The organism is Variovorax sp. dw_954, from assembly GCF_018449755.1.
GTDB lineage: Bacteria > Pseudomonadota > Gammaproteobacteria > Burkholderiales > Burkholderiaceae_C > Variovorax.
In genome coordinates this window covers 414102-432501 of the sequence record NZ_JAAVVD010000001.1, presented here as the reverse complement: position 1 = coordinate 432501, position 18400 = coordinate 414102, and the positions used below count along the sequence as shown (strand labels likewise).

Below are 18400 nucleotides of genomic sequence, written 5' to 3'. Positions count from 1 at the left end.
AACAAGCCCGAGAAGTCGTCGGGCGAATGGGAGGCTCCATGCCAGCCAGCCTAGGCGACAAACTGGTCGTGGCGATTTCGTCGCGCGCGCTGTTCAACCTGGAGGAAGAAAACCGGCTGTTCGAGTCCGGCGATTCCGAGGGCTACATGCGGCTGCAGTTCGAGCGGCTCGACGTGCCGGCGCAACCGGGCATCGCGTACTCGCTGGTGCAGAAGCTGCTGCGCTTCAACGACGACGGCACCGAGCGCGTGGAGGTGGTGATCCTGTCGCGCAACGATCCGGTGTCGGGCATGCGCGTGTTCCGTTCCGGCGGTGCGGCCGGCATCAAGTTGCAGCGCGGCGTGTTCACGCAAGGCCGGCCACCGTACGGCTACCTGCGGCCACTGGGAGCGCACCTGTTCCTGTCGGTGAATGCGGGGGATGTGCGCGAGGCCTTGGGCGCGGGCTTTCCGGCAGCGCGGGTGCTGGTCGAGTCGGTGAAGGCCAGCGATGCATGGCCGAATGAAGTGCGCATCGCCTTCGACGGCGACGCCGTGCTGTTCAGCGACGAGGCGGAACGCGTGTTCCAGAGCGAAGGGCTGGACGCGTTCCAGGCCCACGAATTGAGCAAGGCCACCTTGCCGCTGCCGGGCGGCCCGTTCAAGCCGCTGCTGGCCGCGCTGCACCGGCTGCAGAAGGCGGGCAACGCGAACATGCGCATCCGGACCGCACTGGTCACGGCCCGCAGCGCACCAGCCCACGAGCGCGCGATTCGCACCCTGATGAACTGGAACATCAAGGTCGACGAAGCGATGTTCCTCGGCGGACTGCCCAAGGGCGAGTTCCTGCGCGAGTTCGAGCCGGACTTCTTCTTCGATGACCAGACGGGACATGTCAACTCGGCAGCGCGGCATGTGCCTTCGGGACATGTGGCCAGCGGGATCAGCAATCCGCAGTAGCGCAGTGACCGGCGAACCGACCATTCGGGCGGGCCGGACCGACGATGCGGCTGCACCACCCACTTTGTCCTCGGCGCACAGCGCCATGAAAATCACGCGCTGATGAGTCCGCTGGCCTGATCGTTGGCGTGTGACGGGCCGCGGCGATCCGGCACCTTGATGGGCCGATCGAAAAACCACCGAAAATAGCCCATTCCCGATTTTTCCCTGCGCCGTCGTTGAACGGCCATTCAACGGCTTCGGCCCACCCATTGCCCATGTCCACCATCCTCCAACACATTCCCGTCGGCCAGAAGGTCGGCATCGCGTTCTCCGGCGGCCTCGACACCAGCGCCGCGCTGCTCTGGATGAAGCAAAAGGGCGCCGTGCCCTACGCCTACACCGCCAACCTCGGCCAGCCGGACGAGCCGGACTACGACGAGATCCCGCGCAAGGCCATGGAGTACGGCGCGGAGAAGGCCCGCCTGATCGACTGCCGCAGCCAGCTCGTGGCCGAGGGCATTGCCGCGCTGCAGGCCGGCGCCTTCCACATCTCGACCGCCGGCATCACCTACTTCAACACCACGCCGATCGGCCGCGCCGTGACCGGCACGATGCTGGTGGCGGCGATGAAGGAAGACGACGTCAACATCTGGGGCGACGGCAGCACCTACAAGGGCAACGACATCGAGCGCTTCTACCGCTACGGCCTGCTCACCAACCCTTCGCTGAAGATCTACAAGCCCTGGCTCGACCAGTTGTTCATCGATGAACTGGGCGGCCGCGCCGAGATGTCCGCGTTCATGACGCAGCATGGCTTCGGCTACAAGATGTCGGCCGAGAAGGCCTACTCGACCGACTCCAACATGCTCGGCGCCACGCATGAAGCCAAGGACCTGGAGCACCTGAACAGCGGCATCAAGATCGTCAACCCGATCATGGGCGTGGCCTTCTGGAAGGACGACGTGGTCGTCAAGGCCGAAGAGGTCACGGTGCGTTTCGAAGAGGGCATGCCGGTCGCGCTGAACGGCAAGACCTTCGCCAGTCCGGTCGACCTGCTGATGGAAGCCAACCGAATCGGCGGCCGCCACGGCCTGGGCATGAGCGACCAGATCGAGAACCGCATCATCGAGGCCAAGAGCCGCGGCATCTACGAGGCGCCCGGCCTCGCGCTGCTGCACATCGCCTACGAGCGGCTGGTCACCGGCATCCACAACGAGGACACCATCGAGCAGTACCGCATGAACGGCCTCAAGCTCGGCCGCCTGCTCTACCAGGGCCGCTGGTTCGACCCGCAGGCGATCATGCTGCGCGAGACGGCGCAGCGTTGGATCGCGAGCGCCATCACCGGCGAGGTGACGGTGGAACTGCGCCGCGGCAACGACTACTCGCTGCTGAACACCGATTCGCCGAACCTCACCTACAAGCCCGAGCGGCTGAGCATGGAAAAGGTCGAAGGCGCGTTCTCGCCGCAGGATCGCATCGGCCAGCTCACGATGCGCAACCTGGACATCGTCGACACGCGCGACAAGCTGCAGAGCTATGCACGTTCCGGCCTGCTGCTGCCGGGGTCGAGCCCGCTGGTGCCGGAACTCGGCAACGACGGCAAGAAGGCCTGATCGAACGAAGCGTCGGCGCATCCGGGGAGACGGATCGCCGACGCCGCCAGCCGGGCGGCTTCAGCATCGCCTAAGACAGGCGCCGAAGCCCCCGCTAGGATGGCCGCCATCGCACGCAACGGGCGTGCGGCTCAACGATGGCGGTCCATGTCTCCCACAGCCACTACAACTGCTCTCCCCCCCGCCCCTTCCACCTCGATGCTCGGTGCCGTGCGCCGCATCGGCCGGCTCGCGGCGCCCTACTTCCGGTCGGAAGAAAAGTGGAGGGCGCGCGCCCTGTTCCTCGCGGTGATCTTGCTGAACCTCGGCACGGTCTACGTGACGGTGCTGATCAACGACTGGAGCCGCGTCTTCTACGACGCGCTGCAGGCCAAGGACCAGCAGGTGTTCTGGCAGCAACTGTTGCGCTTCACCTACCTGGCGATGGGCGGCATCCTCGTCTCGGTGCTGAAGTACTACCTCACGCAACTGTTGCAATTGCGCTGGCGCGCCTGGATGACGCGCAGCTACATGAGCCGCTGGCTCGCCAACCGCACCTTCTACCGGCTGGAACTGGCGCGCTACACCGCCGCCGCGGGCGCTTCGGGCCAAGGCAAGGGCCAGGCCACCGCCGACAACCCCGACCAGCGCATCCAGGAGGACATGCAGCTCTTCACCGACTACACGGTGACGCTGTCGATGGGCATCCTGAACTCGGTCGTGACGCTGGTCACTTTCATCGGCATCCTGTGGAGCCTGTCGGGCCCGTTCTCGTTCGCGCTCGGCGGGCATGACATCACCATCCCCGGCTACATGGTCTGGGTGGCGTTGATCTATTGCGTGGTCGGCACGACCCTCACGCACTTCATCGGGCGTCCGCTGATCGGCCTCAACTTCAACCAGCAGCGCTACGAGGCCGACTTCCGGCACCACCTGATCCGCGTGCGCGAGAACAGCGAGGCGATCGCGCTGGACCGCGGCGAGAAGGTCGAGCACGGCCAGCTCGACCTGCGCTTCGGCAGCGTGCTGCGCAACTACCTGTCGCTGATCAAGCAGCAGAAGAACCTGGTGGCCTTCACCTCGTCGTTCGCGCAGCTGTCGGTGGTGTTCCCGTTCTTCCTGGCGGCGCCGCGCTTCTTCAGCGGCGCGATCCAGTTCGGCGAGCTGATGCAGGTCTCGCGCACCTTCAACACAGTGCAGGACGCGCTCTCGTGGTTCGTCGACAACTACGACCGCGTGGCCGTCTGGCGTGCCACCGCCGATCGCCTGACCAGCTTCGATGACGCCATGGAGGCCCATGCGAAGACCCACGATTCGCTGGCGCGCGAGCCAGGTGCCTCGTCGCTGCACACCGACGACCTGAGCGTCGCGCTGCCCAACGGCACGCAGTTGCTCGCCAATGCGGCGCTCAGCGTGCAAGCCGGCGACAGCGTGTTGCTGCAAGGGCCGTCGGGCAGCGGCAAGTCGACCCTGTTCCGCGCCTTCGCCGGCATCTGGCCCTTTGCGAAAGGGCATATGAGCGTGCCCGACAACGCGATGTTCATTCCGCAGCGGCCCTATGTGCCGGACGGCACCTTGCGCGATGCACTGGCCTATCCCAGCCCCGCCTCGGACTTCAGCGACGAGGCGCTGCGCAAGGCGCTCGACGATGCCTTGTTGCCGCAGTTGGCGAGCCGGCTGGACGACAGCGACGCCTGGAGCCAGAAGCTGTCGGGCGGCGAACGGCAGCGCCTGGCAATTGCGCGGGTGCTGCTCAAGAAGCCGGCCTGGCTGTTCGCGGACGAGGCCACCAGCGCGCTCGATGCGGAGGCCGAGAGCACCCTGTACGAAAGGCTGACGGCGACCGTGCAGCAGGCCGGCGGCGCGATGGTCTCCATCGCCCACCGCGCCGCCGTCGGCGACCACCATCGCCAGCGCTGGACGCTGGCGCCGCAGGGGGACGGGGAAGCGCCTCGCTATCGCCTGGTCACGCAAGGAGCGCCTGCGTGAGCGCGGCGCCGGGCCGCCCCAGGCATTGCTGCCGACTGGCGGGACAGGCCGCAGGCTGAAAGACGCACCCATGACCATCGCCAATACACCCGAGCCGCCCTACTACGCCGTCATCTTCACGTCGCTGCGCACCGAGGGCGACAACGGCTACGGCGCGATGGCGCAGCGCATGGGCGAGCTCGCCGCACAGCAGCCCGGCTACCTCGGCATCGAGTCGGCGCGCGAGGGGCTCGGCCTCACCGTGAGCTATTGGCGTGACCTCGAATCGATCCGTGCCTGGAAGGCCAACGCCGAGCACCTGTTCGCCCAGCAGACCGGCCGCAGCACCTGGTACAGCGACTACAAGACGCGCATCTGCAAGGTCGAGCGCGACTACGGGCTGGACGACGCGTTCGCCTCGCGCTCCAAATAGCGCGCCCACCCGCGCTGGCGCAGGTCGCAGGCCGGGCAGGTGCCGCAGCCGTAGCCCCACGCGTGGCGATGCACGCGGTCGCCGAGGTAGCAGGTGTGGGTGTCCTCGACGATCAGGTCGATCAGCGCCTGCCCGCCGAGCGCGTGCGCCAGCTTCCAGGTGTCGGCCTTGTCGATCCACATCAGCGGCGTCTCGATCAGCAGGCGCCGTTCCAGCCCGAGCGACAACGCGATCTGCATGGCCTTCATCGTGTCGTCGCGGCAGTCGGGGTAGCCGGAGAAATCGGTTTCGCAGACACCCGTGACGATCACCTGCAGGCCGCGCCGGTAGGCCAGCGCGCCGGCCAGCGTCAGGAACAGCAGGTTGCGCCCCGGCACGAAGGTGTTTGGCAGGCCGTCCGCCTGCATCGCGAAGGCGACCTCGTCGGTGAGCGACGAGCCGCCGAGTTGCTGCAGCGCCGCCAGCGTGAGCACGTGGTCCTCGCCCATGCGCGGCGCCCATTGCGGAAAGCGCTCGCGCAGGTTCGCGAGCACCACGCGGCGCGCATCCATCTCGATGTGATGGCGCTGGCTGTAGTCGAAGCCCAACGTCTCGACGCGTTCGTACTTCGACAGCGCCTGCGCCAGGCAAGTGGTGGAATCCTGGCCGCCAGAGAAAAGGACGAGTGCGGTGGTGTGCATCTTGAAAAAATCCCCCGATGGAGCGCTGCAGGGCGAGCCCGCAAGTTTCGCCGAATCGCCGACACTGGCATTCGACCCAACGTCAAGACACCATGCCCGACTTCCGATCACCCGAATTCCTGCTGGACCACATCCGCCACACGCTGGCGTTCTACGACGGGCGCGACGTCGACCCGAGCGGCGGGTTCTTCCACTACTTCCGCGATGACGGCGTGGTGTTCGACACGCGCACGCGGCACCTGGTCAGCAGCACGCGCTTCGTGTTCAACCATGCGATGGCGCTGCGGCAGTTCGGTGCCACGGAGCGTCCGCGCGACCTGGACATCGTGCGCCATGGCCTGCGCTTCCTGCAGCACGCCCACGCGCAGCCGCAAGGCGGCCATGCCTGGATCATCGATTGGGACGGCCAACGCGCCAGCGTGAAGGACGGCACCCGGCATTGCTACGGGCTCGCCTTCGTGCTGCTGGCCCATGCGCATGCGCTGATGGCCGGCGCCAGCGAAGCGCGTGCCGGACTGGACGCGACTTTCGCGCTGATGGAACAGCGCTTCTGGGAACCGGCCCACGGTCTCTATGCCGACGACGCCACGCCCGACTGGCAACTCAGCGACTACCGCGGCCAGAACGCCAACATGCACGGCTGCGAAGCCATGCTCGCGGCGCACGAAGCCACCGGCGACGAGGCCTTCCTCGCACGCGCCGTCACGCTCGCCGAAAACATCGCCCAACGCCAGGCCGCGCTCGGCGGCGGGCTGGTGTGGGAGCACTACCGCAGCGACTGGTCGGTCGACTGGGACTACAACCGCCACGACAACACCAACATCTTCCGCCCCTGGGGCTACCAGATCGGCCACCTCACCGAATGGACCAAGCTGCTGCTGCAGCTGGAGGCGCGCCTGCCCGAAGCACGGCGCCCCGCATGGTTGCTGCCGACCGCGCGCCACTTCTTCGACACCGCCATGCAACGCGGCTGGGATCACGCCCACGGCGGCCTGGTCTACGGCAGCGCACCCGACGGGCAGGTGTGCGACGGCGAAAAGTATTTCTGGGTGCAGGCCGAGAGCCTCGCCGCCGCCGCGCTGCTGGGCTTGCGCACGGGCGAGCCGGCGTACTGGGACTGGTACGACCGCATCTGGGCCTACAGCTGGGCCCACATGATCGACCACCAGCACGGCGCCTGGTACTTCAAGCGCGGCAACGACAACCGCGCGCTGTCAGACCACAAGAGCCCCGCCGGCAAGACCGACTACCACACGATGGGCGCGTGCTACGACGTGCTGCGAGGGCTCGGGTTGCGTTGATTCAAGAGGGCACGCTCAGATGCAGCTCGCGCTCTGCAACGCTGGCAAGCAGTTGCAAGATCGCCGTGTCGAAGGTCAGCAACTTCATGCCATGTCGAGCGGCGAGCGTCAGCAACCACGCATCCGTGATCTGGCGGTGGCCACGCACGCCGCCGGTGCAATGACCCAATACTTCTGCAAACCCGAAATCAAGGGGCAGAAACTGGTGATGCGGGTGAGCGGTATTTCGCAAAAGGAGTTCCGCGACCTCGCTGACTTCCACGAGTCGCCCTGCGAACGCCGGCTGGCAAATGACACGCAGGAACGCACCCTGCGTGAGCGCGCAAGTCGACCACCCCTGGCGAGCGTGCGATTTGAACCACCGAATCATCCGTTCGTGGTGTTCGTGCGCCGGCCACGCCAAGGCAATCAGAGCGTTCGCATCCAGCAAATAGCTCAAGGCGCTTCGTCCAGCAAGCTCTTGACCTGACGCTCGGTTGCCGTGGGGGTATCTGCCGGCAGATCGAATACCCAGGCCCCGCCCACCTTGCGCATGGGAAGACGCTCGCCGCTTCCGCGGCGGATCAATTCGGAGATCGCTTGCCCCAGTTTGAGCGCGCGCGCCTGAGCGTAGCTTTGCGCAAGGCCAAAGGCGTCATCTTCGAGCGTAACCGTGGTGCGCATAGTTTGATGCATTTTATTGAAAGTGATGCAGTCTATCGGATTTGATCGCACACGATGAAAGCCCCGGCTACGGGAGAAATCGGGCCAAATCCCGCGAAGGTGGCGCGCGAGTGCAAGCCCGACTTAAGCTGCGCACCCTGCCAACCGAAAGGACAAACGATGCTTTCAAAATCCACAGGCGCCGTGGCTCTGGGAATCGGTCTTCTTGTCGGGTAGCCGGCCGCCGCGCAGACGCCGCCGCCGTCCCCTGCTGAAACTCGCGCCATCGCCAAGGAGGCCTACATCTATGCCTTCGCGATGACCGAGGGCTACAACACCATGTACAAGCAACTCTCCGACCCGGCGGGGCGCGAGTACGTGGGCGGCTTCGGCAGGTTCCGCCACTATTCGGAGGCGTTCACGCCCGAGAACCGGGACATCGTGACGCCCAACAACGACACCCCGTACTCGTGGGCCTGGCTGGACTTGCGCGCCGAGCCCTGGGTCGTGAGCGTTCCTGCAGTGCCCGGCAAGCGCTACTACGTCCAGCAATGGATCGACCTGTTCACGCACAACTTCGCCTACATCGGTTCGCGGGCGACGGGCAACCAGGCAGGCAACTACCTGTTCGCCGGCCCTCGCTGGAAAGGCGAGACGCCACCCGGCATCCAGCAGGTCTTCCATTCCGAGACGGACATCGTCTTGTCATTGACCCGCACCGCGCTCAATGGGCCGGACGATGTGGAAGCGGTGAAGGCCGTGCAGGCCGGCATGAAGCTGCAACCCTTGAGCAGCTTCCTGAAGACCGCTGCACCACCGGCGGCGCCGACGATCGCCCTGCCGCCGTACGACGTTGCCAAGGCACGCTCGCGCGACTTCATCGGCTATCTCAACTTCCTGCTGCAATTCACGCAACCGCCGCACCCCAGCGAGGTCGACCTGATGAAGCGCTTCGCGACCATCGGCATCGGACCCGGCCTGCCCTTCGACGCGACCAAGCTGCCGCCCGCGACCCTGGCCGCCATCGACGACGGCGTGTCGGACGCGAAGGAGGCGTTGGCCGCGAAGTCGAAGGTCACGCTCTCTTCCAACGGCATCTTCGGCAGCCGGGCGGAACTGAAGAACGACTACCTGATCCGCGCCGTCGCCGCGGAAAAGGGCCTGTACGGCAACTCGCTCGCCGAGGCCTGGTACGGCGGCTATCTCGGCGATGGCAGCAAGCTGTCGACGATTCACTTCGCGCCGGGACAACTCCCGCCCGCCAGGTTCTTCTGGTCGATGACCCTCTACACGCTGCCCGACCGCTTTCTCTATGCCAATCCGCTCAAGCGCTATTCGATAGGCGACCGCACGCAGGGGCTGAAGCGCGATGCAGACGGCGGCCTCACGTTGTACCTCGGCCATGCATCGCCAGGCGCCGAGAAGGAGTCCAACTGGCTGCCGACGCCGGAGGGCAGGTACAGCGCCGTCGGGCGCATCTATGGCCCCAGCGAAGCGGCGATGAACGGGACGTGGAAGCTGCCGCCGCTGACGCCTGTTGCAGGGCAGTAGCCGCCGAAGGTGCGAATCCTTCTACTGCGGCCACCGAACTCGGGCCTGCGCTGCCCGCCGTACCGACGTACAGCTGCGCTGCTCGACCCGACCTCGGCGCCCTCGCTATGAAGTCTTCACGCCTTCTGAATTCACAAGAAGCGCTCGAGCAGCTTCTTCGACGCCCGGTCCAGCGCCTTCACGTCGGCAATGCGGAACTGGACGCCCTGCGCGCTGCCGATGAGCAAGGCGCCGCCTTCGAGCCGGCGGATGTCTTCCTCGGCCTTCAGCACGAAGCTGGTTTCGCCGCGATCGGTGGAGATGAACCACGTGCTCGGCACGCCGAAGCTCGACACGCGGTGCAGCTTCTGCAAGGTAGGCGCGAAGTCGCGTGCGGCAAGCTCCTCCAGCAGCAAGGCGCGCGTGCCGGCCGGCAGGTCTTCGATGCGGTCGACCCACACCTGCTCCTTGCCGTCGCTGCCGACCAGCGAGATGCCGTGGTCCGGCGCCGTCAGTGGAAAGGCGCGCACCGGCACGATGCCGACGTGCCGCTCGCCGTCCACGTCGGTCAGCACGAGATGGCCGAATGCATCGCGTTCGATATGAATGTTCATGCGTGCCCCGCCGGATGCGCCGCGTGCGTGTGCAGCACGGCGGAAACCTCGCTGCGTTGCTCCTGCGCTTCTTCCTCGTCGTCAGCCTGCCGAAGTTGCGCCTGGTACAGCCGCCAGTAGGCGCCCTGCTTCTCCATCAACGCGTCGTGTGGCCCGACCTCGACGACCTCGCCGCGGTCCATCACCACCAGCCGATCGGCCTTGCGCAAGGTCGACAAGCGGTGCGCGATCGCGATGGTGGTGCGGCCCTTCACGAGGTTGTCGAGCGCCTTCTGGATTTCCTTCTCAGTCTCGGTGTCCACCGCCGACGTGGCTTCGTCGAGGATCAGGATGCGCGGGTCGATCAGCAAGGCCCGCGCAATGCTGATGCGCTGGCGCTCGCCGCCCGACAGGCCCTGCCCGCGCTCGCCCACCAACGAGTCGTAGCCATGCGCAAGACGCAGGATGAAATCATGCGCATGGGCCGCCCGCGCAGCGGCCACGATCTCCTCGCGCGTGGCATCCGGCTTGCCGTAGGCGATGTTCTGCGCGATGGTGCCGAAGAACAGGAAGGGCTCCTGCAGCACCAGCCCCACATGCCGCCGGTAGTCGGCCACGGCGAAGCGGCGGATGTCGGTGCCGTCGACCTTGATGGCGCCATCGGTCACGTCGTAGAAGCGGCAGATCAGGTTCACCAGCGTGCTCTTGCCCGAGCCGCTGTGGCCCACCAGCCCGATCATCTCGCCCGGTTCGATCACCAGGTCGAGGTCGCGGATGACCGCGCGCGAGCCGTAGCGGAAGCCCAGGCCCTTCATCTCGATCTGGCCCCTGATCTTGTCGACTTTCACCGGATTCGCCGGCTCCGGCACGTTGCTCACATGGTCGAGGATGTCGAAGATACGCTTGGCGCCGGCGGCCGCCTTCTGCGTGACCGAGACGATGCGGCTCATCGAATCCAGCCGCGTGTAGAAGCGCCCGATGTAGGCGATGAAGGCCGTCAACACACCCACAGTGATGCGCCCACGCGCCACCTGCCAGATGCCGAAGCCCCACACCACGAGAAGGCCGATCTCGGTGAGCAAGGACACGCTCGGCGTGAACAGCGACCAGGTCTTGTTGAGTTTGTCGTTGACCTGAAGGTTGTACTTGTTGGCCTCGCGAAAGCGATCCGCCTCGCGTTTTTCCTGCGCGAAGGCCTTGACCACGCGGATGCCGGGAATGGTGTCGGCCAGCACGTTGGTGACTTCGCTCCACACGCGGTCGATCTTCTCGAAGCCGGTGCGCAGGCGATCGCGCACGACGTGGATCATCCAGGCGATGAAAGGCAAGGGCACCAGCGTGACCACCGCCAGCAGCGGGTTGATCGACACCAGGATGATGGCCGTCATCGCGATCATCAGCACGTCGGTGAGGAAGTCCAGCGCATGCAACGAGAGGAAAACGTTGATGCGGTCGGTTTCGGAGCCGATGCGCGCCATCAGGTCGCCGGTGCGCTTGCCACCAAAGTAGTCAAGCGGCAGCGTCAGCAGGTGCTCGTAGGTGGTGGTGCGCAGGTCTGCCCCGATGCGCTCCGACACCAGCGCCAGCAGGTAGGTGCGCGCCCAGCCCAGCGCCCAGCCGGCCAGTGCCGACACCAGCAGCGCCCCCAGGAACATCACCACCTTGGCCACCGCGATCTGCTGCCCGTTCTGGAACGGGATCAGGATGTCGTCCATCAGCGGGATGGTGAGGTAGGGTGGCACCAGCGTGGCCGCGGTCGAGGCCAGCGTGAGCAGGAAGCCGGTGATGAGCTGTTTGCGGTAGGGCTTGGCAAAGCGGCCCAGGCGCAACAGGACCCAGGTCGAGGGCGGCTTCTGCGCTTCGGTCTCGCCGGCGGCGATGTCGTCGCGTTCGGCAGCCTCGGCGGCGGCGGCGCTCACTTGCGCGGCGCTGGCGGCGCGCTGCTCGAACAGCTTGAGCAGGCGCAGCGCGGCGGCCTGGTGCGCCAGCGTGTAGCGCCAGCGGCCCAGCAAGGCCGTGTCGTCGAGGAAGTCGAGCGTGCCGACGCCCGCATGGTCAATCAAATGGAGTACCTGGCCGGCAGGCGCCAAGGCCCACTCGCGCCAGCTACCATCGGGGTCGCGTGCGAGCAGGCGTGAATCGGTCAGCGCAAGCAGGCCGTTGCCGAAGCGGAGTTCGCCGTCGAGGTCAACCGTGAGCGTGGCCAGAACGTTTTCCGCGGCTGTGAGCCGACTTTTCAAGGCCGCTCCTGCTTCACCCTCCGGGGTGCCGACTGGATCGTGATGTTGCATTGTGGTTTCGTAACTCTGGCCCGCAGCAGGCCGCATCATGGCGCTCGATGGGCGCCGATTCTGACCCATCGCGGAGGGCACGCCTGAAGGCGGCCCCGCAATAGACCAAACACATCGAACGTTTTCATGACCCGTTTCGACGACATCCAGCTCCCTCGCATCCGCTATTTGCGCGGCCCCAATCTCTGGACCTACCGCCCCGTGCTCGAAGTGTGGCTCGATCTGGGCCGGCTGGAAGACTTTCCATCCAACCAGGTCGCGGGCTTCACCGACCGACTGACCGCCTTGCTGCCCGCCCTCATCGAGCACCATTGCGGCGTCGGCGAGCGCGGCGGATTCATCCAGCGTCTCGTCGAAGGCACGTGGGCGGGCCATGTGCTGGAGCACGTGGTGATCGAGCTGCTCAACCTGGCCGGCATGCCCACCGGCTTCGGCCAGACCCGCAGCACCTCGAAGACCGGCGTCTACCGCATGGTGTTCCGAGCACGCGACGAAGAAGTGGCCCGCGCCGCACTGGCCGAGGGTCATCGCCTGCTGATGGCGGCCATCAACAACGACCCGTTCACCGCCGCCGACGTGCAAGCCTGCGTCGACGTGGTCAAGGGCAAGGTCGAGGACTGCTACCTCGGCCCGAGCACCGCCTGCATCGTCGGCGCGGCCACGGACCGCGGCATCCCGCACATCCGGCTCAACGACGGCAACCTGGTGCAGCTGGGCTACGGCTCGGCGCAGCAGCGCATCTGGACCGCCGAGACCGACTACACCAGCGCCATCGGCGAATCGATCGCCAGCGACAAGGAACTGACCAAGTCTTTGCTCGCGGGCTGCGGCGTACCGGTGCCCGAAGGCCAGGTCGTGGCCGACGCGGCGGAAGCCTGGGAGGCGGCGGAAGACATCGGGCTGCCGGTGGTCGTGAAGCCGTCCGACGCCAACCATGGCCGCGGCGTCTCGCTCGAACTGACGACACGCGAGGAAGTCGAGGCTGCCTTCGCGGTGGCCGAGCCGGAGGGCAGCGACGTGATGGTCGAGCGCTTCATCCGCGGCTCGGAGCACCGGCTGCTGGTGGTCGGCGGCCAGGTCGTGGCGGCGGCGCGCGGCGAGATCATCACGGTGACGGGCGATGGCCAGGCCAACGTGGCGGCGCTGATCGACAGCCAGCTCAACAGTGACCCACGGCGCGGCGTGGAAGAGGAATACCCGCTCGACTTCATCGACGTCAACACCGACTCCAAGCTGCTGCTCGAACTGCAGCGGCAGAAGCTCGACGTGAAGTCGGTGCCCCAGGCCGGGCAGGTCGTCGTCATCCAGCGCAACGGCAACCTCGGCGTCGATTGCACCGACCAGGTTCATCCGGAGGTGGCGCATGCGGCCTCGCTGGCGGCACGCGTGGTCGGCCTCGACATCGCGGGCATCGACCTGGTCGCGCAGGACATCTCGCGCCCGCTCGGGCCGCAGGGCGGCGCCATCGTCGAGGTCAATGCCGGGCCCGGGCTGCTGATGCACCTGAAGCCGGCCGTCGGCTCGCCGCGACCGGTCGGCCGCGCCATCTGCGACCACCTGTTCCCGGACGATGCGCCTGGCCGTATCCCGGTCGTCGGCGTCACCGGCTCGCAGGACACGGCCGTGCTGGCGCGCCTGGTCGCGTGGCTGATCGATCTCGGCGGACGCCACACCGGCCTCGCCTGCCGCGACGGCCTGTTTCTCGCGCGGCGCCGCGTCGATGCGCGCGACAGCGCCAACTGGGAAGCCGGGCACCGCCTGCTGGTGAACCGCGCGGTGCAGGCCGTGGTGATCGAAAGCGGCGCCGGGACAATCCTGCGCGACGGCCTGGCCTATGACCGCTGCCAGGTCGGCATCGTGACCGACCTCGAAGGCGCGGAGAGCCTGGCCGAATACGACATCACCGAGAGCGACCAGATGGTCAAGGTGCTGCGCACCCAGGTCGACGTGGTGCTGCCCGAGGGCACGGCAGTGCTCAACGCGGCCGATCCGCGCGTGGCCGGGCTGGCGCCGCTGTGCGACGGCGCCGTCATCCTCTACGCCAGCGACGCAGGCGCCGAGCCGCTCGCCGCGCACCGCGATGCGGGCGGCAAGTCCGTAATCGTGCGGCAGGACCGCGTGGTGCTGGCCAATGGCAGCAGCGAATCCTTCCTGCCCGGCCTGGGCCGCCTGACCCTCTGGCGCGCCAGCCACGTCGGCGTGAGCATCGACAGCCTGCTGGCCGCGGTGGCGGCCGCCTGGGCGCTGGGCATTCCGCTCAACCTGATCGGCGCCGGTGTCGAAGCCTTCGAATCCGACCTGCAGGCCGCGCTCGCATCGCTGCAACTGTCCCAGTCCGCTCCCTTTCAAGAAAAACAACACGCCTGACCCCATGGAAGTCACACGCACTCGCGCCCTGCGCGGCCCGAACCTCTGGAGCCGCCACACCGCCATCGAAGCCATCGTGGCCTGCCCCGGCGACGAAAACGCGATCGAGAAACTCCCCGGCTTCGAAGCCCGCCTGCGCGCCCTGTTCCCGGACATCGGCGAATTGCATCCGATCGTGCACGGCCATCCGCTGGCCCTGGCCCACGTGCTGGAGAACGCCGCCATCGCCTTGCAGACGCAGGCCGGCTGCCAAGTGAGCTTCGGCCACACCGCGCCGACCACCGAAGCCGGCGTCTACCAGGTCACCGTGCAGTACTCGGAAGAAGCCGTGGGCCGGCTCGCCTTCAGGCAGGCCGAGCAACTGATCCAGGCCGCGCTCGACGACACCGCCTTCGACGCCAGGGCCGCCGTGGCCGAGCTGCGCGACCTCGACGAATCGGAACGCCTCGGCCCCAGCACCGGCTCCATCGTGGATGCGGCCGTGGCGCGCGGCATTCCGTACCGGCGCCTCACCAGCGGCAGCCTGGTGCAGTTCGGCTGGGGCGCCAAGCAGCGGCGCATCCAGGCGGCCGAGATCGACAGCACCAGCGGGGTGGCCGAATCGATCGCGCAGGACAAGGAGCTCACCAAGCAACTGCTCAACGCGGCCGGCGTGCCGGTGCCGCTGGGCCGCCCCGTGGCCGACCCGGACGACGCCTGGGCCGCCGCGCAGGACGTGGGCCTGCCGGTGGTGGTCAAGCCGCAGGACGGCAACCAGGGCAAGGGCGTCACGGTCAACATCACCTCGCGCGAACAGCTCGATGCGGCCTTCGCGTCGGCGGCCGAGTACGGCGAGGTGATGGTCGAGAAATTCCTGCCCGGCTTCGACTTCCGCCTGCTCGTGGTGGGCGACAAGCTCGTGGCCGCCGCGCGCCGCGATCCGCCCCAGGTGATCGGCGATGGCACGTCCACGGTGCGCCAGCTCGTCGCGACGGTGAACCTCGACCCGCGCCGCGGTGAAGGCCATGCCACCTCGCTCACCAAGATCCGGCTCGACGACATCGCGGTCGGCCGCCTGGAGGCGCAGGGCCTGACGCCCGACAGCGTGCCCACCCGCGGCCAGCGCGTGGTGCTGCGCAACAACGCGAACCTCTCGACCGGCGGCAGCGCCACCGATGTCACCGACACCGTGCACCCCGAGATCGCCGCACGCGCGGTCGATGCGGCGCAGATGGTGGGCTTGCACATCTGCGGCGTCGACATGGTCTGCGAGAACGTGCTGAGCCCGCTGGAGGAGCAGCACGGCGGCGTGGTCGAGGTGAATGCCGCACCGGGCCTGCGCATGCACATCTCGCCCTCGTTCGGCCGTGGCCGGGCGGTCGGCGAGGCGGTCATCAACACCATGTTCGCGCCGGGCGACGACGGCCGCATCCCGGTCATCGCCGTGACCGGCACCAACGGCAAGACCACCACGGCACGCCTCGTCAACCACCTGCTCGCCTCCAGCGGACTGCGCACCGGCATGACCAACACCGACGGCGTCTACGTCGACGGCCGGCAGACCGACAGCGGCGACTGCAGCGGCCCCAAGAGCGCGCGCAACGTGCTGCTGCACCCGGACGTGGATGCGGCCGTGTTCGAAGTCGCGCGCGGCGGCGTGCTGCGCGAAGGCCTCGGCTTCGACCGCTGCCAGGTGGCCGTGGTGACCAACGTCGGCAGCGGCGACCACCTCGGGCTCAACTACATCACCACGGTGGAAGACCTGGCCGTGCTCAAGCGCGTGATCGTGCGCAACGTGGCGCCCAAGGGCTACGCGGTGCTGAACGCGGCCGATCCCAACGTGGCCGCGATGGCGGGCGGTTGCCCCGGCAGCATCGTGTTCTTCACGGCCGACCGCCAGCATCCGGTGATGGCCACGCACCGGGCCCAGGGCAAGCGCACCATCTACGTCGACAACGACACGCTGGTGGCCGCCGAGGGCTCGTGGCGCGAACGCGTGCCGCTGCGCGACGTGCCGATCACCCGCAGCGGCACGTTGATGTTCCAGGTCGAGAACGTGATGGCGGCGGTGGGCGCGGCATGGTCCATCGGCATGGACTGGGACACCATCCGCGGCGGCCTGGCCAGCTTCAAGAACGACGCGGCCGGCGTGCCCGGGCGCTTCAACGTCATGGAGTTCCGAGGCGCGACCGTGATCGCCGACTACGGTCACAACACCGACGCCATGAAGGCGCTGGTGTCCGCCGTCGACACCATGCCGGCGAAGAAGCGCTCGGTGGTCATCAGCGGCGCGGGCGACCGGCGCGACAGCGACATCCGCGACCAGACCGCCATCCTCGGCGAGGCCTTCGACGACGTGATCCTCTACCAGGACGCGGCCCAGCGCGGCCGTGCCGACGGCGAGGTGATGGCGCTGCTGCGGCAGGGCCTGGCCGGCGCGGGCCGCACGCGCCACATCGAGGAAATCCGCGGGGAGTTCATCGCCATCGACCTGGCGCTGGAACGCCTGCAGCCGGGCGATTTGTCGTTGATCCTGGTCGACCAGGTGGAGGAAGCGCTGGCGCACCTGGCCAAGCGCATCGCCGCCGGTTAGAAGGCATGAATCTTTCTACTGCGGACGCCGATCTCGGGTCTGCGGTGTTGGCTCCGGCACGACAAGCGCTTCGCAGTTGTCAGCCTCGCCGCAACTTCGTTGTCACCGCACGGGAGTGCGGTTCCGCGCCTCAGACCCGACCTCGGCGCCCTCGCTACGATATCTTCACACCTTCTCGGGCCGGTGCGGCGATGACCCGCTGAGTAAGCCCCTGAAGGATTTGTCCGACGGGATTTGCCGAGCGCTTGCCGTTTCCTGAGCGCCTCGTCCGACGTGGTTTCAGTCATGCGCAGGCCATGCTTGCATACCGGCTCGACCTTCTGGTCGGGCCCATCCAACAGGAGCGCATCCATGTCTTCAACCGCTTTCCGCACCCGCTTTCTGGCGCTGGCGATCACCACGACGCTCGCCAGCGCCGCCGCCGTAGCCGCACCGCCGGCGCGAGGCCCGGGCTCTGACGCCCGTTATCAAAACGAACTGGCCGTTTGCAACACGATCCAGCAAGACCATGCCGCCTGCATACGCGAAGCCGGCGCGGCGCGCGAGGAAGCGCGTCGCAACGGCCTGACGAGCGCTGCACCGGCCTCGTATCAGCAGAACGCATTGGCCCGGTGCCAGTTGCAACCGCCGGCTGAGCGGCTCGCCTGCGAGCAACGCGTGACGGGCACGGGCGTGAGCAGCATCGAGGGCAGCGTGCTGGGCGGCGGGGTGATCCGCGAGACGGTCACGCCGGTCAATTGAGCCCTTTCCGCCGCCGCCGAGATTGCGGCTTTCCGGGATTGTCAAGCCCGGGCGCAGAGGCTGGGGTCATCGAGTGGAAAACGAACGCCACGGCTCGCGTCCGCGCAATAATCGACGGCCCAGGGAGTTAGTACGCGCATCGCGGCCGGCTCCTTCGTGGCCAGCCGACGCGGCGCCCGCACACCGTCGTCGATGCAGCATTTCAGGAAACTCCGGATCACCGGCCCCGGCGCGCAGCCCTATGCGCTGGACCAGCCGATGTTCGTCTATGACCGGAACATGCTGCTGGCCACGCTGGAGCCCGTTCCGCTGCTCAAGAGCGGCACCGAGATCCACGTCGAGTCCTTCAATCCGACACACCTGGTGCGCCAGGACTACCGGCACGTGGGCCGGCTGATCTTCCTGGAGATCTGCGCCTTCGTGTCCGAGCGCTTCCCTCAGATCCAGGCCATCAACTTCGCCTTCTCGCGCCGCGTCGACATTCTTGGCGGCGGCGAGCAGCAAGCCATGGAGCGCGCCGAGGCGATGGACCGCATCGGCGCCATCAACGTACGCATCCGGCCCAAGCCGAACGCACTGCCGGGGCATTTCGTGGTGTCGGGCGTGTGGGCGTACAGCGAACAGAACGTGGCCGCGCTGAAACAGGTGCTGGAGGAGGAGCGCGCGCTCTACCGGAAGCGGCCGATCGGCTCCCGCACGCCGGATCGTTCGAAGGTGCTGGGGGCCATCCGGCAGTGGGTGACGGGTCGCGCCGCCGCCTAGCCGCG

The 18400-nt window shown here is 67.3% G+C and carries 15 protein-coding genes; 11 read left to right on the top strand and 4 right to left on the bottom strand.

Features of this window, described 5'->3' with window-relative positions; all coding sequences use genetic code 11:
- Positions 1 to 38: 38 nt before the first annotated feature.
- The 4 genes from HB681_RS01930 (at position 39) to HB681_RS01915 (ending at position 4916) form a co-directional block, all read left to right on the top strand.
- Entirely contained in the window at positions 39 to 938 is a 900-nt protein-coding gene (locus HB681_RS01930) for a 5'-nucleotidase (RefSeq protein WP_213953051.1), read from the top strand.
- Between the two features lie 257 nt (positions 939 to 1195).
- Positions 1196 to 2536 carry an argininosuccinate synthase gene (gene argG, locus HB681_RS01925; protein WP_213953050.1) on the top strand — a complete coding sequence of 447 codons (1341 nt, stop codon included), beginning with the start codon at positions 1196 to 1198 and terminating at the stop codon, positions 2534 to 2536.
- Positions 2537 to 2734: 198 nt separating this feature from the next.
- On the top strand, positions 2735 to 4504 hold the full coding sequence (locus HB681_RS01920; RefSeq protein ID WP_256734805.1) for an ABC transporter ATP-binding protein/permease: 1770 nt from the start codon (positions 2735 to 2737) through the stop codon (positions 4502 to 4504).
- Between the two features lie 70 nt (positions 4505 to 4574).
- Positions 4575 to 4916 carry an antibiotic biosynthesis monooxygenase gene (locus HB681_RS01915; protein WP_213953048.1) on the top strand — a complete coding sequence of 114 codons (342 nt, stop codon included), beginning with the start codon at positions 4575 to 4577 and terminating at the stop codon, positions 4914 to 4916.
- On the opposite strand, the gene queC is transcribed toward HB681_RS01915, so the two are convergent.
- Positions 4877 to 5596, bottom strand: a complete 720-nt coding sequence (gene queC / locus HB681_RS01910) for a 7-cyano-7-deazaguanine synthase QueC (protein WP_213953047.1) — start codon at positions 5594 to 5596, stop codon at positions 4877 to 4879. The genes HB681_RS01915 and queC overlap by 40 nt on opposite strands.
- A 92-nt stretch (positions 5597 to 5688) precedes the next feature.
- On the opposite strand from queC, the gene HB681_RS01905 reads away from it, so the two are divergent.
- Both HB681_RS01905 and HB681_RS37900 read left to right on the top strand, forming a co-directional pair.
- Positions 5689 to 6897, top strand: a complete 1209-nt coding sequence (locus HB681_RS01905) for an AGE family epimerase/isomerase (protein WP_213953046.1) — start codon at positions 5689 to 5691, stop codon at positions 6895 to 6897.
- A 19-nt stretch (positions 6898 to 6916) separates the two neighbouring features.
- The gene (locus HB681_RS37900; RefSeq protein ID WP_256734786.1) at positions 6917 to 7366 is read left to right on the top strand and encodes a hypothetical protein; all 450 of its coding nucleotides are present in this window, start codon (positions 6917 to 6919) and stop codon (positions 7364 to 7366) included.
- On the opposite strand, the gene HB681_RS01895 is transcribed toward HB681_RS37900, so the two are convergent.
- On the bottom strand, positions 7333 to 7560 hold the full coding sequence (locus HB681_RS01895; protein ID WP_213953044.1) for a hypothetical protein: 228 nt from the start codon (positions 7558 to 7560) through the stop codon (positions 7333 to 7335). The genes HB681_RS37900 and HB681_RS01895 overlap by 34 nt on opposite strands.
- A gap of 297 nt (positions 7561 to 7857) precedes the next feature.
- Here HB681_RS01895 and HB681_RS01890 point away from each other — a divergent pair, with 297 nt between their 5' ends.
- Complete coding sequence (locus tag HB681_RS01890) at positions 7858 to 9090, top strand: DUF1254 domain-containing protein (protein WP_213953043.1); 1233 nt, start codon at positions 7858 to 7860, stop codon at positions 9088 to 9090.
- 131 nt (positions 9091 to 9221) lie between these two features.
- Here HB681_RS01890 and HB681_RS01885 read toward each other — a convergent pair whose 3' ends face one another.
- Entirely contained in the window at positions 9222 to 9683 is a 462-nt protein-coding gene (locus tag HB681_RS01885) for a DUF1854 domain-containing protein (RefSeq protein ID WP_213953042.1), read from the bottom strand.
- Positions 9680 to 11953: an ABC transporter ATP-binding protein gene (locus tag HB681_RS01880; RefSeq protein WP_213953041.1), complete on the bottom strand. Its 2274-nt coding sequence runs from the start codon at positions 11951 to 11953 to the stop codon at positions 9680 to 9682. Before HB681_RS01880 ends, HB681_RS01885 begins: the two co-directional genes overlap by 4 nt.
- A gap of 126 nt (positions 11954 to 12079) precedes the next feature.
- On the opposite strand from HB681_RS01880, the gene cphA (HB681_RS01875) reads away from it, so the two are divergent.
- From cphA (HB681_RS01875) to HB681_RS01860, 4 genes are all read left to right on the top strand, one after another.
- Positions 12080 to 14320 (top strand): cyanophycin synthetase, encoded by a 2241-nt coding sequence (cphA, locus tag HB681_RS01875; RefSeq protein ID WP_213953040.1) that lies wholly within the window; start codon positions 12080 to 12082, stop codon positions 14318 to 14320.
- A gap of 4 nt (positions 14321 to 14324) precedes the next feature.
- Positions 14325 to 16892 (top strand): cyanophycin synthetase, encoded by a 2568-nt coding sequence (gene cphA, locus HB681_RS01870; RefSeq protein WP_213953039.1) that lies wholly within the window; start codon positions 14325 to 14327, stop codon positions 16890 to 16892.
- Positions 16893 to 17243: 351 nt separating this feature from the next.
- Complete coding sequence (locus HB681_RS01865) at positions 17244 to 17633, top strand: hypothetical protein (RefSeq protein ID WP_213953038.1); 390 nt, start codon at positions 17244 to 17246, stop codon at positions 17631 to 17633.
- A gap of 156 nt (positions 17634 to 17789) precedes the next feature.
- Complete coding sequence (locus tag HB681_RS01860; RefSeq protein WP_213953037.1) at positions 17790 to 18395, top strand: hypothetical protein; 606 nt, start codon at positions 17790 to 17792, stop codon at positions 18393 to 18395.
- Positions 18396 to 18400 lie beyond the last annotated feature (5 nt).

Excerpts from the sequence above, each read along its gene's own strand:
- HB681_RS01930 (WP_213953051.1), top strand. The coding sequence starts at position 39 with ATGCCAGCCAGCCTAGGCGACAAACTGGTCGTGGCGATTTCGTCGCGC.
- argG (WP_213953050.1), top strand. The coding sequence starts at position 1,196 with ATGTCCACCATCCTCCAACACATTCCCGTCGGCCAGAAGGTCGGCATC.
- HB681_RS01920 (WP_256734805.1), top strand. The coding sequence starts at position 2,735 with ATGCTCGGTGCCGTGCGCCGCATCGGCCGGCTCGCGGCGCCCTACTTC.
- HB681_RS01915 (WP_213953048.1), top strand. The coding sequence starts at position 4,575 with ATGACCATCGCCAATACACCCGAGCCGCCCTACTACGCCGTCATCTTC.
- queC (WP_213953047.1), bottom strand. The coding sequence starts at position 5,596 with ATGCACACCACCGCACTCGTCCTTTTCTCTGGCGGCCAGGATTCCACC.
- HB681_RS01905 (WP_213953046.1), top strand. The coding sequence starts at position 5,689 with ATGCCCGACTTCCGATCACCCGAATTCCTGCTGGACCACATCCGCCAC.
- HB681_RS37900 (WP_256734786.1), top strand. The coding sequence starts at position 6,917 with ATGCAGCTCGCGCTCTGCAACGCTGGCAAGCAGTTGCAAGATCGCCGT.
- HB681_RS01895 (WP_213953044.1), bottom strand. The coding sequence starts at position 7,560 with ATGCGCACCACGGTTACGCTCGAAGATGACGCCTTTGGCCTTGCGCAA.
- HB681_RS01890 (WP_213953043.1), top strand. The coding sequence starts at position 7,858 with ATGACCGAGGGCTACAACACCATGTACAAGCAACTCTCCGACCCGGCG.
- HB681_RS01885 (WP_213953042.1), bottom strand. The coding sequence starts at position 9,683 with ATGAACATTCATATCGAACGCGATGCATTCGGCCATCTCGTGCTGACC.
- HB681_RS01880 (WP_213953041.1), bottom strand. The coding sequence starts at position 11,953 with ATGCAACATCACGATCCAGTCGGCACCCCGGAGGGTGAAGCAGGAGCG.
- cphA (WP_213953040.1), top strand. The coding sequence starts at position 12,080 with ATGACCCGTTTCGACGACATCCAGCTCCCTCGCATCCGCTATTTGCGC.
- cphA (WP_213953039.1), top strand. The coding sequence starts at position 14,325 with ATGGAAGTCACACGCACTCGCGCCCTGCGCGGCCCGAACCTCTGGAGC.
- HB681_RS01865 (WP_213953038.1), top strand. The coding sequence starts at position 17,244 with ATGTCTTCAACCGCTTTCCGCACCCGCTTTCTGGCGCTGGCGATCACC.